This is a genomic window from Pedobacter heparinus DSM 2366 (assembly GCF_000023825.1).
In the GTDB taxonomy this organism is placed as follows: Bacteria; Bacteroidota; Bacteroidia; order Sphingobacteriales; family Sphingobacteriaceae; genus Pedobacter; species Pedobacter heparinus.
The window spans coordinates 1,732,489-1,747,062 of the sequence record NC_013061.1 but is presented as its reverse complement, the minus strand read 5'-3'; the positions used below and the strand labels follow the sequence as shown (position 1 = coordinate 1,747,062).

The 14,574-nt window shown below is 42.4% G+C and carries 16 protein-coding genes; 8 read left to right on the top strand and 8 right to left on the bottom strand.

Annotation, left to right across the window (positions count from 1 at the left end):
* Window positions 1-9: 9 nt before the first annotated feature.
* Window positions 10-918: a helix-turn-helix transcriptional regulator gene (locus PHEP_RS07370; protein ID WP_036674296.1), complete on the top strand. Its 909-nt coding sequence runs from the start codon at window positions 10-12 to the stop codon at window positions 916-918.
* Between the two features lie 2 nt (window positions 919-920).
* Here the strand turns inward: PHEP_RS07370 and PHEP_RS07365 are convergent, their stop codons facing one another.
* The gene (locus PHEP_RS07365; protein WP_015807301.1) at window positions 921-1,358 is read right to left on the bottom strand and encodes a GtrA family protein; all 438 of its coding nucleotides are present in this window, start codon (window positions 1,356-1,358) and stop codon (window positions 921-923) included.
* 53 nt (window positions 1,359-1,411) lie between these two features.
* On the opposite strand from PHEP_RS07365, the gene PHEP_RS21530 reads away from it, so the two are divergent.
* Entirely contained in the window at window positions 1,412-2,734 is a 1,323-nt protein-coding gene (locus PHEP_RS21530; protein ID WP_015807300.1) for a sensor histidine kinase, read from the top strand.
* Here the strand turns inward: PHEP_RS21530 and PHEP_RS07355 are convergent.
* Window positions 2,731-3,420, bottom strand: coding sequence for an MCP four helix bundle domain-containing protein (locus PHEP_RS07355; protein ID WP_015807299.1), 690 nt, complete (start codon window positions 3,418-3,420; stop codon window positions 2,731-2,733). The two genes, PHEP_RS21530 and PHEP_RS07355, sit on opposite strands and share 4 nt — an antisense overlap.
* A 17-nt stretch (window positions 3,421-3,437) precedes the next feature.
* Window positions 3,438-4,880, bottom strand: a complete 1,443-nt coding sequence (locus PHEP_RS07350; protein ID WP_015807298.1) for an ATP-dependent DNA helicase — start codon at window positions 4,878-4,880, stop codon at window positions 3,438-3,440.
* Window positions 4,881-4,932: 52 nt separating this feature from the next.
* On the opposite strand from PHEP_RS07350, the gene PHEP_RS07345 reads away from it, so the two are divergent.
* From PHEP_RS07345 to coaD, 3 genes are read left to right on the top strand one after another with little or no spacing between them, the layout of a single operon-like run.
* Window positions 4,933-5,763, top strand: coding sequence for a DUF3822 family protein (locus PHEP_RS07345; RefSeq protein WP_015807297.1), 831 nt, complete (start codon window positions 4,933-4,935; stop codon window positions 5,761-5,763).
* Window positions 5,754-6,293 carry an RsmD family RNA methyltransferase gene (locus PHEP_RS07340; RefSeq protein ID WP_012781625.1) on the top strand — a complete coding sequence of 180 codons (540 nt, stop codon included), beginning with the start codon at window positions 5,754-5,756 and terminating at the stop codon, window positions 6,291-6,293. Before PHEP_RS07345 ends, PHEP_RS07340 begins: the two co-directional genes overlap by 10 nt.
* 11 nt (window positions 6,294-6,304) lie before the next feature.
* A complete protein-coding gene (coaD, locus tag PHEP_RS07335) occupies window positions 6,305-6,766 on the top strand; it encodes a pantetheine-phosphate adenylyltransferase (protein WP_012781624.1) in 462 nt (153 codons plus the stop codon).
* On the opposite strand, the gene PHEP_RS07330 is transcribed toward coaD, so the two are convergent.
* Together PHEP_RS07330 and PHEP_RS07325 are read right to left on the bottom strand one after the other, a co-directional pair.
* A complete protein-coding gene (locus tag PHEP_RS07330) occupies window positions 6,761-7,384 on the bottom strand; it encodes an NUDIX hydrolase (RefSeq protein WP_012781623.1) in 624 nt (207 codons plus the stop codon). The two genes, coaD and PHEP_RS07330, sit on opposite strands and share 6 nt — an antisense overlap.
* Window positions 7,385-7,529: 145 nt before the next feature.
* Window positions 7,530-8,390, bottom strand: a complete 861-nt coding sequence (locus PHEP_RS07325; RefSeq protein ID WP_012781622.1) for a sigma-70 family RNA polymerase sigma factor — start codon at window positions 8,388-8,390, stop codon at window positions 7,530-7,532.
* 424 nt (window positions 8,391-8,814) lie between these two features.
* Here PHEP_RS07325 and pyrE point away from each other — a divergent pair, with 424 nt between their 5' ends.
* Window positions 8,815-9,480, top strand: coding sequence for an orotate phosphoribosyltransferase (gene pyrE, locus PHEP_RS07315; RefSeq protein WP_012781621.1), 666 nt, complete (start codon window positions 8,815-8,817; stop codon window positions 9,478-9,480).
* Window positions 9,480-9,878: an SRPBCC family protein gene (locus PHEP_RS07310; protein ID WP_012781620.1), complete on the top strand. Its 399-nt coding sequence runs from the start codon at window positions 9,480-9,482 to the stop codon at window positions 9,876-9,878. Before pyrE ends, PHEP_RS07310 begins: the two co-directional genes overlap by 1 nt.
* A gap of 71 nt (window positions 9,879-9,949) precedes the next feature.
* On the opposite strand, the gene PHEP_RS07305 is transcribed toward PHEP_RS07310, so the two are convergent.
* Window positions 9,950-11,050: an NADH:flavin oxidoreductase gene (locus PHEP_RS07305; protein ID WP_012781619.1), complete on the bottom strand. Its 1,101-nt coding sequence runs from the start codon at window positions 11,048-11,050 to the stop codon at window positions 9,950-9,952.
* Window positions 11,051-11,069: 19 nt separating this feature from the next.
* Window positions 11,070-11,372, bottom strand: coding sequence for an ArsR/SmtB family transcription factor (locus PHEP_RS07300; RefSeq protein WP_012781618.1), 303 nt, complete (start codon window positions 11,370-11,372; stop codon window positions 11,070-11,072).
* A 95-nt stretch (window positions 11,373-11,467) separates the two neighbouring features.
* Here PHEP_RS07300 and PHEP_RS07295 point away from each other — a divergent pair, with 95 nt between their 5' ends.
* Window positions 11,468-13,348 (top strand): heparinase II/III domain-containing protein, encoded by a 1,881-nt coding sequence (locus PHEP_RS07295; RefSeq protein ID WP_012781617.1) that lies wholly within the window; start codon window positions 11,468-11,470, stop codon window positions 13,346-13,348.
* A 7-nt stretch (window positions 13,349-13,355) separates the two neighbouring features.
* Here the strand turns inward: PHEP_RS07295 and PHEP_RS07290 are convergent, their stop codons facing one another.
* Window positions 13,356-14,573 (bottom strand): MFS transporter, encoded by a 1,218-nt coding sequence (locus PHEP_RS07290; RefSeq protein ID WP_012781616.1) that lies wholly within the window; start codon window positions 14,571-14,573, stop codon window positions 13,356-13,358.
* Window position 14,574 lies beyond the last annotated feature (1 nt).

Below are 14,574 nucleotides of genomic sequence, written 5' to 3'. Positions count from 1 at the left end.
TGTACCGAAATGTCAGAAGTCCCCAAGGCAGAATTTGCTGACTATTTGGGTAATACAGGTTACATGAGCTTCAGCGAAGTAAAAATTAATGGTGCAGATATATTCTCTGGCAACAGTAAGCTGGTACAGGAAATAACCCTGCGCGAACAAACCGATACACCTGCCTTAAACATGTATTTTTCTATTCAGGGCATCAGCTCGGCATGGGAAGCAAACAGCAAGGATAAATATGTATTGAAAGACAATCAGCATGCCGCTACCTTTGCCCCTGGTTTTGACGGATACTATGCTTTAAGCAGTCCAGAAGTCCGCAACTTTGGCATAGCCCTTTACGAACCTTTTTTCAGCAGGCTCTATGCTACAGATCTGGAATGCCTGAAACGTTTCTGGGATAAGGTAAGCGAAGGAAAAATAGCAGACATTTCCGATCATGCCCTGCCGATTACCCCAAAACAGCAATCGGTCATAAACGATATGCACCACTGTGTGTATACCGGAAACATGAAACAGCTGTTTTATGAATCCAAGATCACAGAGCTCTTTTTACTACAGGCCGAACAGGCCGATGCCCTGAACGGCGCCAAGCCCGTTCAAATAGAACGCCGCCATATTGACAAGCTGCATGCTGCAAGACAATATATCCAGCAATGCATGTTCGACCCGCTTACCTTAAGCGGAATAGCACGTGAGGCAGGTATTAATGAATTTATGCTGAAAAAAGGCTTTAAAGAACTCTTTGGCCTGACCGTTTTTGGTTATTTAAATGAACTGAAAATGAACTATGCGCGGCAAATGCTGCTGGAATCGCAGTGCACAGTATACGAAGCCGCCTATACCATGGGGTATAACGAACCCTATAATTTTTCAAAAGCCTTTAAAAAACACTTTGGCTACCTGCCCGGTGAATTAAAAAAATAACCTTAATTGTTAAAGGTATACAGATAGTTGGCAAAAAAATTCCATAAGGACACTATCACTATTGCGGAAGCCTTTGCCACATAGAAGTCCCATTTTAACTTATCGTTAAGCAGGTAAATCAGTATATTACTCAGGGTAAGGCCCACCAGACAGATCATAAAGTATTTACCAAACTGGGTCATACTTGCTGCTTCGTGACTGGCAAAGGTCCAGTAACGGTTCAATCTGTAATTTGCAGCTGTGGCAATGGTAAAACCCAGTGAACTGGCGATGTATTTATGGATCCTTAATTTTTCCTTGCAAAGGTATGTAATACTAAAATCAACGGTAAGCCCAACAAAACCCACTAAACCAAATTTTATCAACTTAAAAAAGAAAGCATAATTAAATTCGATGGCAACAAGAAGGGGCATAGCTGTTTCTTTTGGCAAAATTAACATAATTATAAGATAACTTCGTTTCCTTTCTTTATTTTTACTTCCAAAATCATAAAGTGTTCCAATTATTTAGATACAGAATCCCGAGTAAGTATACCAAGGAATTTCAGGATACCTATGGCTATATAAACGTTAAGCAGGTTACCATTTTAGCAACCCTTGTACTGTTTATTGCCTTTGGCGTAAGGTTAACCTCTATTTTTTATCAGCATGAGTTCGTTTCCATGCCCAATCTGATCCACTATAACCAGTTGAACTGGATACAGCTTTCAGGATCGGTTACATTTATCCTTATCAGCGGTTATGCCTTAAAGTCTGCACATTGGACAACAACAGGCAGAAATTTGCTCGTACTTGTGTTTTGCCTGTTCTTACTCACCACATCCTTTACAGTAAGCTATCTTTTTTCCCTGTTTAATCCCAAAAACACATTAACCATATTCCTTACCGGTGTTGTAGCCGTCAGTGTATTTTTCGCGCTCGAATTTAAACAGATCATTATCATCTCTATTTATATTGTGCTGCTGTTCATTGCAGCAATGGTTATCCCCGATATCAGCAATCAGCAAAAGCTCCTCAATGTGATCATGTCCGGGGTGCTGGCATTTTTTATGTATGCCTGTTCCAGGTATAGCTATTACTTTAAAGCCGAACAGTTTGTAAAAGTCAAACAACTGGAAGAAAAAAATGCTGAGGTGCTTTTGCTGAACCATCAAAAAAGTGAAATCCTTGGTTTTGTGGCCCACGACCTTAGAAATCCCCTCAATAACATAGAGGCACTTACCAGGATTGTGCTGGAAGACAATCCCGATTTCGGTAGTACAGAAATGCAACTCATCCTGAGTTCCACACGCCAGGCAAAAAGCATCATCGACGACCTGCTGGAAATTGCACAGCACAATAAAACGCCTTTCCAGTTGCAGACCACCAATATGATCGCCTTTATGAACAATATATGCAACAACTGGCAGAGGAACCTGAACAATGAACGTAAGATCATCTTTCATGCCCCGCCGCAAGAGCTTGTAGCGGCTGTAAACCCTTCTAAACTAACACGGGTAATAGATAACCTGATTGGAAACAGCCTTAAATTTTCAAAGTCAGAAACGCCCATCAATATTGATGTCTCAAAATCTGATCAGTCATGCCTCATCAGCATCACCGATTTTGGGATCGGAATCCCTCTGAGTTTACAGCAAATGCTTTTTGATCCCTTTTCCAAGGCTGGCAGACCGGGGCTTAAGGGCGAAAAATCAATAGGTCTGGGCCTTCATATTTCTAAACAGATCATAGAACAGCATGGCGGCTCTTTAACTGTAAACAGCAGGGAAAATGAAGGAACAACCTTCCAGATCACCCTGCCTTTTATAGCAGCTTAATTCAGGTTAAACTTATCGTTACTTATTTTAACAACATTAGAGGTAAAAACAATCCCTACAATTAAAATACCGATCAAAATGGCCAGTGCCAGTTGAAAACTGGAATACACCTTATTACCCGATACCATAAAAGCGGTATCTTTTGTCAGTTCTTCCCCAACCTGCCTTTGTATCCGCATCAGCTCTGATAGTTTCTGAATGATCTCACCAGGGGCATTCCTGCCAAAAGTTTCATACATTAACCGCGCTTTTTCTACCCCTTGTACAGCAATTGTATTCAACAATTTATTCTCTACAGCGCTATGTCCCAAAAGCCAGGCCTTTAGTTCGGCAATCTTTTCTTTTTCCTGTTTTACCAGAAAGGTTTTTTCATAATCCTTGATCAAAGAATCGATGGCTGCATTTATTCTGCCCAGTTTCTGCTCCAGTACTGCCTGGTTAAATGGATGTGTGGCTGCAGCATACAACACCTCTTCCACAAGCGAACGCTTCTGGTCTACATATTCTGCTATATAAAACAGGTCTGTAGCCGGAATTAACCTGTCATTATATAGCGATACAAATGATTTGTTCATGCTTTTCACACTTTTGTCCTCTAAAAGCCTGATCAGAATGGTACAGGCCATAATGCAAAACAGCAATACCGCAATCTTCATTTTCTGTTTAACCGAGTACGCAAATCTCATATCCTTATCGTTTAATTTTAAAATTGGTCTTCGGCAGGGGCCAAAAACAGGTTAGGGGCAAAATTTACTAAAAATAATTCTCTTTTTGCCCTTGTAACACCTGTATATAGCCACCTTAAAAAATCCATGTCTACCATTTCATCCGTTAAATAGCCCTGATCAACAAATACAGCGTCCCACTGACCGCCCTGTGCCTTATGACAGGTTACTGCATAAGCAAATTTAATTTGCAGTGCATTGTAATATGGATCTTCTTTAATGGCATTAAAACGTTCCCGTTTATTTTTAATATGCTCATAATCTATATTTAATTCCTCAAACAGCTTATTACTTTGTTCATAAGATAAATTCGGGGCTTCTACAGTAAGTGTATCCAGCATTACCTTACAGGTAACCGTTCCCACATCCGGAAAATCCAGAAATTCAAGCTGAACCTCCGCAAAACGAAAGCCGTAGCGCTCCTCTGTCCTTCTTACCCGCACAACCCTGGCCATATCGCCATTGGCAATGAAAGCGGTTGATTCATTTTCGGGCAGCCAGAAATAATTGTTCCTGACCACCATAATCTGGTCTCCACCGGTAAGTTCTTCTTCGCGATACAGCAATCGGGCCCTGATCTGCTGGTTGTATACATTAGCCGATTTATTTGACCTGCATACCACCAGCGAATTTTCAATGCCAAATTTGCCATAAGCATACTCCAGTCCTTCTACCAGTTTCAGGCCCGTCATCCTGAATATATCTTTGTAGTTTTTAGTCATGAATTTAGGTAAAACCACCTTCCCTTCATTTTCAGCCTCCAGGTTATTGATGAGCTGCCGCAACATGGTCGCATTGGCCAGAATGCCCGATCTTTTTTCCTGCCGCACCACCTCCTTAAGTTCAACAGCACTTACCAGCTTACCAAAATTTGATGCCAGGTATGCTTTGTTTAAAGCAGGGCTGTCTATACTCCCAACTGGTGGCAGCTGGGCTGTATCCCCTACAAAGACCAGGGCACAGTTTTTACCATTGTACACAAACGCCATTAAATCCTTTAAAAAAGAAGAGCCTGTATGGGTAATCCACTCATCCGCAACCATGGAGGCTTCATCCACAATAAACAGGGTATGTTCGGCCAGATTGGGCGCAAGCTGAAAGGAAAGGTCTGTAGCTACTGCAGCACGTTTCCTGTATATTTTTTTATGGATGGTAAGCGCTTTTTTACCTGTGTAATTGCTCATTACTTTTGCAGCCCTGCCTGTGGGCGCCAGCAATACAGAACGATACTTAAACTGCGGCAAAGCCTTGACCAGTGCAGCTACGGAGGTGGTTTTACCCGTACCTGCATAGCCCCTTAATATAAAACACTGGTTATCCAGTCCATGCGATAAAAACTCAGCCATTTCCCTGCAAAAATCAAGCTGTTCAGCGGTTGGTGTAAAAGCGTATGCCCCTGCTATAATTGCTGCTTTATCCATTTAACAAATATGCGATGGTGATGTTATAGAAAAAAGGATTAATTTTGCTAATATGGATAATAAAAACAGCATACTACTGGTTGATCCGGAATTTGACCCAAATACTGCAGCAAATTGTGATCTGCTGGTAAAAATAACGCCGGATAATTTTTCTTATGCCATCATAGATAAAAGCAGCGATCAGCTCAAAGCCATTTACGATGAGCAGGAATGTAACAATATATCCCAAACCCTGGCTGTCAGGCTAAAAACAGACGTTTATCTAAACCTGACCTTCAAAGAAACAAAAATTGCTGTACATACCGGGAATACAATAGATATCCCCAACGATCTGTTTGACCCGCAGCAACTGGGGCAGTATACCAAATTCTTTACAGAAGAACAGTCGGCCAACCTGCATACCAGGCCATTCAACACCTTTGGCTTTACTTCCATTTTTACTTTACAGCAATTTACAGAAGAGATCCTGGCTGCCTCGTTAAGCAATTATAAGCTATATGCACAAAATGCACCGATTTTAGCGCTGGCCAGGCCGAACAAGCAAAGTACTTTGCTGCTTGATTTTACTGCTGCAGCCTTTCATGCAGCCTACATTACCGATGAAAAATTAATCTTTCAGCATTACTATCAGACAGAAAATGCTGCAGAATTTAATTACTACCTCCTGCTCATCATCAGTCAGCTCCGGCTCAATACAGCCCATACCGAAGTACAGCTGAGTGGGATCATACATGAAGGGAACGAATACTACCTTTCTATAGAAAAATATTTCAAAATTATCCGGTTCAATTTACCTCCTACAAAAGAAGCAGATCAAAAGATCCTGGATGATATGCCCGCTCATTATTACAGCAGCCTGCTAGCCCTTGATTTATGCGAATAATAGGAGGAAGATTAAAAGGCATCCGTTTCAATGCCCCCGAAAGTTTGCCCGTAAGGCCCACTACAGATATGGCCAAAGAAGCCCTGTTCAATATTCTATACAACACTTACGATTTTGAGAACTGCAATGTGCTCGACCTGTTTTGCGGAACAGGCAATATCAGTATAGAGTTTGCCTCGAGGGGGATAAAACAGGTTACTGCGGTAGATAAGCATTCGGGATGTGTGTATTGGGTAAAATCTATTATAGAAAAACATAAGCTACAGGAAATAGAGGTACAAAAAGCAGATGTTTTTAAATTTCTTGAACAGCCACAGCAGGCTTACCAGATCATCTTTGCAGATCCTCCTTACAACATCCCGGGCATTCCGTTAATTCCCGGGCTGGTAATGAAAAACAACCTGCTTACCGACAATGGGTTGTTAATTGTAGAACACCCCTCTTTGCTAAAACTCAATGACCAGCCAGGCTATACAGAAACCCGGCGTTACGGCAATTCCTCATTTAGTTTTTTTGAAAAAACGCATTAATCCATTTGATTATGAAGATCGCACTTTTTCCCGGTTCTTTTGACCCCATTACCATCGCCCATGTCGATATCTTAAAGCGTGCCCTACCTTTATTTGATAAAATTGTGGTTGGCATAGGCTTAAACAGCTCCAAACAGAGTTTCTTGTCTGCCCAAAAACGTGAAGAAATTGTAAAAACAGTATTTGAAGGCATCCCTGCAGTAGATGTACAGCTGTACGAAGGCTTAACTGTTGATTTCTGCAAAAAAATAAATGCCAGGTACATGGTGAGGGGTATACGTTCTGTCGGTGATTTTGAGTATGAAAGGGCCATAGCCCAGATCAACCAGACCATGATGCCCGAAATGGAAACCATCTTTATTTTAAGCAAACCTGAATATTCTGCCATCAGCTCTACCATTGTACGAGATATTTTACGCAACCATGGCGATGTGAGCAAGTTTTTACCTCAGGAAGCCATTTCGCATTTATAAAACACGCTGTTCTAAAAGCTCACCGGCTTCCAGTACGTCCATAATAGACGGATAAGTATTTGCTATTATAGGCTTAAGCTCATCTTTGCCCAGCCAGCTGGCCTTTGTAATGCCCTCTTCTTTTTGGGGGATCAGTTTAGGTTCGCCCTTAACGGTCATACTATACCAGTTCGTCTTTTTAAGTACTATTTTAGTGCCCAGGGTATATACATGATAAGTTTTACAGAGCTTATCCCCATTGGTATAAATTTTCACCCCGCATTCCTCCTCCACTTCTCTTAAGGCCGCTTCCTTCATTTTCTCGCCCTTCTCTACTTTTCCCTTGGGCAGGTCCCATCTTTTATTCCTGAAAATAAAGAGATGCCTGCCTTTGGCACTGGCTACCAGTCCACCAGCTGCTTTAATGATCGTGCAGCTTTTTTTTATGCTCTTAAACAATGCCTGCGGGTCCTTATCTATCAATAAATAGGATTTGCCCGATACCGTACTTAACCTTTTATAAAAGGAGGGAAAATAAAAACCCTCAACCTCCAGCGGTTCAATCTCAGTAATCAGTTCGGGTGCAGTTGCAGTAATATATAAAGTGTTGTCGTTAATGTAAATCCTATATTTTTTCATGATGTTACCTTCATTTTCCTAAGCCCTTAGTTTCAGTATTTTTTGTTTTTACAGCCGAAATCATCCTGAACAAAATGCAAAAACAGCGATGAAAAACAAATTTTAAAAGTACAGAATTAAAGCATAAAAAATAATTATTGTGTAATTAAAGATATCTGCGCATCATTTTTATTTCTTTTAAGCCCCGAAGCCTGTCCAGTGCCTTATTTTTAGAACGGCGGATTGTTTCAGTACTTAATCCAAGTAAAGTACTGATGTCGTCATTTTGCAATGGCCTGTTGTTACCCATACCATAAGCAAGAAAAAGAATGCTCCGTTCGCGCGGACTAAGGATGTCCATCATGCGTTGCACATCCTTCTCAAGTGATTCCCGTTCTAGACTGGCATCCGGTGCCGGACCTTTGTCGTACTGAACAATACAAGGAATCAGCACGCCATCCTGACCTTCAGTTGGTGCATCCAATGAGACCTGGCTACCTGAAATATACAGATAATCATAAACTACCTCCTCAGCAGTCTTCATAAATCCGGCAAGTTCTTCCCTGCAGGGTATCCGTTGAAGCTCCTGCTCCAGTTTTATTTCTGATCTTTTTACCTGCCGTATCCCGCTGATCTGGCTCATGGGCAGGTGTACCATTCGTTTACTGGTGTTCATTCCCTGCAGGATAGATTGTCGGATCCACCATACAGCATAAGAAATAAATTTGAAACCTCTTTTTTCATCAAAACGTTCTGCAGCCTTGATCAGGCCAATGTTTCCATCCGAAATCAGGTCGGCCAGCGACAGGTCCGGACTTTCATATTTTTTAGCTACTGTAACCACAAAACGCAGGTTACTGCTAACCAGCCTTTGCAGTGCATCCCAGTCTCCTTCTTTAATCCTCTTTCCCAGGACAATTTCTTCCTCTGCATCCAGCAAGGGGTATTTTGAAATTTCCTGCAGGTAGCGGGCCAGAGAATCCTGGCTCCTGTTGGTAATTGATCTTTCAATCCTGATTTCCTTCATAATGAACTCGTACCTTTATGTGAAGCTTCCGGCAAAGTTCATCAGACGAATTGAAAAAGTCTAGTAATCTGATAATTACAGCTCATTTCACTAAAAAAACGGCAAAAAACAAAATAAAATTTTAAAGCGATGGGCTGAGAACCAGCCATACCAAATTTAATAATACAGTTAATTCCAGCAGGCAGACTTAGGGCATGGGCCGGTTGGTCGGCCGCAGGAGTATAGCAACAAATAAATTCTTTATCAAACTTATAATCAATGAAATACAAAAAAACACCTGATCCTGCCAAATTAATTAACGATATTTGCCGGCATAGGTAATAATTAAATTAAACGAGCATTTTCTGTAATTCTCTATCCCGGACTAAATACATAGTTCGCGGTAGGGTTCGCACAAATGTAAAGAATTCCGTATTTTTGAACCATGTATAATAAAAGTGATATTGAATTAAAGGTAGCTGAATTTTTATTACAAATAAAAGCAATAAAGTTACAGCCGGCTAACCCATTTACATGGGCATCTGGTTGGAAATCCCCAATTTACTGTGACAACAGGGTCACGCTTTCCCATCCCTCCGTTAGAACCTACATCAGACAAAAGCTTTCCCAGTTGATACAGGAAGAGTTTGGTTCTGTAGACCTGATTGCAGGTGTAGCCACGGCAGGTATCCCACAGGGTGCATTGGTAGCCCAGGAACTCGGTTTACCATTTGCTTATGTAAGGGCTAAAGCAAAAGAACACGGTACAGGAAGCCTGATAGAAGGCGAGATTGTAGAAGGACAACGGGTAGTAGTGATAGAAGACCTGATCTCGACAGGAAAAAGCAGCTTACAGGCTGTTGAAGCTTTAAGAAAAGCAGGCTTATCAGTAGCCGGACTGGTTGCCATATTTACTTATGGTTTTGACCAGGCTGACGAAAACTTTGCAGCAGCAAAATGCCGTTATGCTACACTTTCCAACTACAACACTTTAATCGAATACGCAGCAGAACATAGCTTTATTGCTCAGAAAGATGTAGATCTTTTAACAAAATGGCGCAGGAACCCTGCTGAATGGGGAAAAGAATTAGAAGAATTAAATAACAGCTAATGACAGTTATTGAAAGTACAACAGAGCTAAATTTACCTGTAGAAAAGGTATATGCATTTTTGGCAGACCTGAACAATCATCAGCAATTGATGCCTGAAAATATCTATAACTGGTCTTCCACAGCAGATGAAGCCAGTTTTACCATACAAAACATGGCCAAACTGTCCATAAAAATTTCCAACCGCATAGAGAATAAGGAACTGGTTGCCATTCCTGTTGAAAAAGCACCCTTTGATGTAGAGTTAAAGTGGACAGTGGCCGACAACGGAAAGGGTGGTACCATAGCCAAGCATATTATATCGGCCGACCTGAACATGATGATGAAAATGCTGGCTGCAGGCCCTTTAAAAAAGCTGGCTGATCATCAGACAGAAAGGCTAGCAGAAGTATTAAAATAACTGCATTTAAAACAAAAAAAGCGCTGGCATTTTACCGGCGCTTTTTTTATGCATCAGGTATGCAGCTGATGTTATAACAGTTGCATCAGCGCTTCCCTTGAAAAGCCTTTTAATTCGCTAAGGCGTTCGTCCCTTATTTTCTGTACCCAGTTTGGATCTGCCAGCAATGGCCGGCCAACAGCAACCAGGTCAAAATCGCCCCTATCCATTCTTCTCATCAGCTCTTCCAATGAACTTGGCTCAGAACTTTCTCCTTTAAAGGCTGCCAGAAACTCGCCCGACAAACCCACAGAACCAACAGTGATGGTTGCTTTTCCAGTTATTTTCTTGGCCCAGCCTGCAAAGTTCAGATCCGACCCTTCAAACTCAGGTTCCCAGAAGCGTCGCTGCGAACAATGAAAGATGTCTACACCAGCCTCAACAAGGGGTTCCAACCAGGACTCCATTTCCTTAGGCGTTTTAGCCAGCTTAAAAGTATAATCAGCTGGCTTCCATTGGGATAATCGCAAAATAATGGTAAAATCCTCGCCTACCTGTCTTCTCACTTCTTTAATTACTTCTACACCAAACCTGGTACGCTCGGCCAGGGTTTGGCCCCCGTAGTTATCGCTCCGGTTATTGGTGCCTTCCCAAAAAAACTGGTCTATCAGATAGCCATGTGCACCATGTACCTCCACGCAATCAAAACCCAGTCTCTTTGCTTCAGCTGCAGCTTTTCCATAAGCTTTAACAGCCGCATCAATATCGTCCTGTGTCATCGCCACACCATTCGAAAAACCAGGTCTGTTCAAATCAGATGGCCCTTCAAAAGGTGCGGGAGGTAACCATCCCGAATGATGGTTATCCATAATCCCCATGTGCCAGATCTGGGGTCCCATACTTCCGCCGGCATGGTGCACGCTATGGATCACTTCCTTCCATCCCGCCAATGCTTTAGTACCATAAAAATGAGGGACATTAGGGTCATTTGACGAAGAAACACGGTCTATAACCGTTCCTTCCGACAGGATTAAGCCCACTTCGCCTGCCGCCCTTCTGGAATAATAGGCAGCAACATCTGCTGTTGGCACACCAGCAGGTGAAAAAGAACGTGTCATTGGTGCCATTACAATCCTGTTTTTTATGTTCAATGATTTCAGACTAAAAGGCCTGAATAGATTTGCAGTACTCATATGATATTGTAATTAATTATTAAATTTCAGATTGGATGATAACGCTCAACCGGGCAAAAGCCGCTTCATTTCTTTTGTAGTAAGTCCACTGCCCCAGCCTGGTCGACTCCAGTAAACCTGATTTCTGGAGCATAGACAAATATTCTGAAACGGTAGACTGTGTTAAACCTGCCTTTTGCTGTATCTGACCCACACAAACTCCTACACTTTCAAAATCGGCATGTTCCTGTTCCGGAAAATATTTTTCAGGTTCCTTAAGCCATTGCAAAATTTGCAGCCTGGTCTTATTAGATAATGCCTTAAAAACTTCGAGCTGATCCATGGCACAAAGATATATCGACTTTTCCCGATATTCCTATTAATTTAAAATAGATGACAATATGCTGATGAAAATAAATATTTGTATATTAAGGGCCAATGAAAACTTTTTTTACAGCCCTGTTTTTTCTGCTCGCCTGCTGTGCTGCTGCACAAAATAAACTGTCCGGAAAAACAAACTTCCCGGCCCATCCCAGGTTGCTCCTGCTTGCCGGAGAAGAAGAAAACATTAAAAAAACCATTAAAAATGACGTTCTGCTGCAAAACGTACACCATGGCATACTGGCCAAATGCGATCAGTTTTTAAAGGATGCACCGGTAGAAAGGATCAAGATCGGAAGACGCTTACTTGATAAATCAAGAACCTGCCTGCAAAGAGTTTTCTATCTTTCTTATGCATGGAGAACGACCCATCAGCAAAAATACCTGCAGAGGGCCGAGAAGGAAATGCTGGCCGCAGCTGCTTTTGAAGACTGGAACCCCGACCATTTCCTGGATGTGGCAGAGATGACCCTGGCATTGGCCATTGGGTACGACTGGCTTTACCAGGAACTGCCCGAAAGCTCCAGAATAGCTATAAAAACAGCCATCATCACCAAAGGGCTTCAGCCTTCGATGCTAAATGGCAGCAATATGTTCTGGCTTAAAGCTGCACACAACTGGAACCAGGTTTGCAATGCCGGACTTTCATTTGGTGCAATGGCAGTTTATGAAGAACAACCTGAACTTGCCCAAACGATCATTAACCGCGCCATCAATACCATTGAACTCCCTATGAAGATCTATGAACCCGACGGGGCCTATCCCGAAGGTTATGGTTACTGGAATTATGGGACAACTTTTAACGTACTGCTGATCAGTGCCTTTCAAAAAGCCCTTGCAACCGATTTCGGGCTTTCAGAACAACCAGGCTTTTTAAAGACCGCAGGCTTTCTTTTAAACATGACCGGACCAACCGGCCAGCCTTTCAATTACTTTGATTCCGGCACTGGCGGAGAAATTAACCCGGCAATGTTCTGGTTTGCAGCAAAACTAAAGGATCCTTCGCTCTTGTTTACTGAAAGGACTTACCTGGCTAAACAAGTTAAACATCTTACTGACGACCGCCTCCTGCCTGCCCTGCTGATCTGGAGCAGTGGTATCCAGCTGAATAAAATCCCGGCTCCGAAGAAAACGATGTGGACAGGAAAAGGCAGTAACCCAGTAGCGATGATGCGCAGTTCATGGACAGATCCCAATGCCCTGTATATTGGCATGAAAGGTGGCTCCCCTTCTGTTAACCACGGCCACATGGATGTAGGCTCTTTTGTAATGGAAGCAGATGGGGTAAGATGGGCCAGCGATTTTGGTATGCAGGGTTATGAATCTTTGGAAGCTAAAGGGATCGACCTATGGAATATGAAACAAAACTCCCAACGCTGGCAGGTACTGAGGTACAATAACCTGTACCACAACACACTCAGCTTTAACAACGAATTCCAAGATGTGGATGGTTACGCCCCTATTGTCAGTTATTCGGACAATCCGGCTTATATGAACACGGTGGTAGACATCAGTTCTGTTTATAAAACACAGCTTTCTAAAGCCATCCGCGGAATTGCCCTTGTTAACAAGCAGTATGTGGTGGTTCGGGATGAACTGGAAGGCGGTGCCAAGGCAACAAAGGTACGCTGGGCTATGCTTACTGCTGCTGATGTAAAAATCATTGGCCCCAACGAGGCGGAGCTGAGTAAAAATGGCAAAAAGCTATATTTAAAAGTACAGGAACCTGTTCATATCCAGCTTAAAACATGGTCTACCGCCCCAACAACAGCTTATGATGCACCCAATCCGGGCACGGTAATGCTTGGCTTTGAAACCACTTTGCCTGAAAAATCACCAGCCGTACTTACGGTATTGTTAATCCCTCAGGCTCAGAAAAAAAATAGCATACAAAAAACGAAACCCATAGCACAATGGGAAAAAAAACCATTTCGATAAGCAGCATTTATGCCGATAACTTCATTTTTTTCATGACCAGCAAAAACCCTGCAGCTGTAAGCAACAGTACCAACGTAGTACCGTACCACAGGGTTTCAAATCCATAAGCAGCAGCTATCCTGGTGCCCACAAATGGCGAGAACACATGTGCAGCAGAAAAAGACAAAGCATTAATGCCCATATAGGCGCCCCTGGTTTTTAACGAGGAACGCTGCAGGGTTATGGTAGACATAAAGGGCATGGCCAGAATTTCGGAAATACAAAGCACAAACATAGCTAAGTACAGTACCCAGATGCCATTTGTTAAATTGAGGATAAAAAACGACAGGCTGCAAAGCAATACACCCGATACAATAACTGCCCTGGCGGTCATTCTTTTCTCGGCAATGTGTACCAGGAGCATTTCAAACAAAAACACCACCATGCCACTAAAAGCCAGAATAATCCCAATGTCGGCTTCAGTAAGTTTATAAATTGTGCGGTAATACAAAGGCAGGGTGCTCAGCAGCTGAAAGAAACAAATTGCATATATACAGCTCAGCATACTGAAAGCGATAAAAAGCCCGTCGTTATACGGAGAACGGCTTGTGCCAGGATCAACAGTAAAACTCTCCTGGACAACCGCTTTCTTTTCATTTCCCTTACGGTTGCGGAAGTAAATAAAGAACAATAAAGCCGATAAAAACGCCGCAACAGCATTTCCGTAAAATAAAAAGGTATACGATACTGCAGCCAGAAAGCCCCCAAGGGCGGGACCTATAGAAAAACCAAGGTTTACCGCCATCCGGTTTAAAGAAAAAGAACGGATAATGTTATCCGGCCTCGAATAATAAGCAATAGAAACCGAGTTTGCAGGCCTGAAGGTCTCTGAAATAATGCTGAGTATAAACACACCAATGGCCAGCTTTAAAACAGTATTCAGTTCCGGCAGCAGAAAAAACATGGGCACAGTCAGGATCAGGCTAAACAGCTGGACTTTAAAATGACCCACTTTATCTGTTAACCAGCCACCTAAAAAAGAGCCTGATACAGCGCCAATACCAAAACAGCTTAGTACAGTGCCCGTATCTTCTATACTAAAATTTAAGTGGTTGACCATATAAACCCCTAAGAAGGGAATGACCATCGCTCCGCTCCTGTTGATCAGCATCACCAATGCCAGCATCCATGCCGGGGTAGAGAGCCCTCTGTAGGCCTCTAAGTACAATCTAAAAAACTCTTTCATC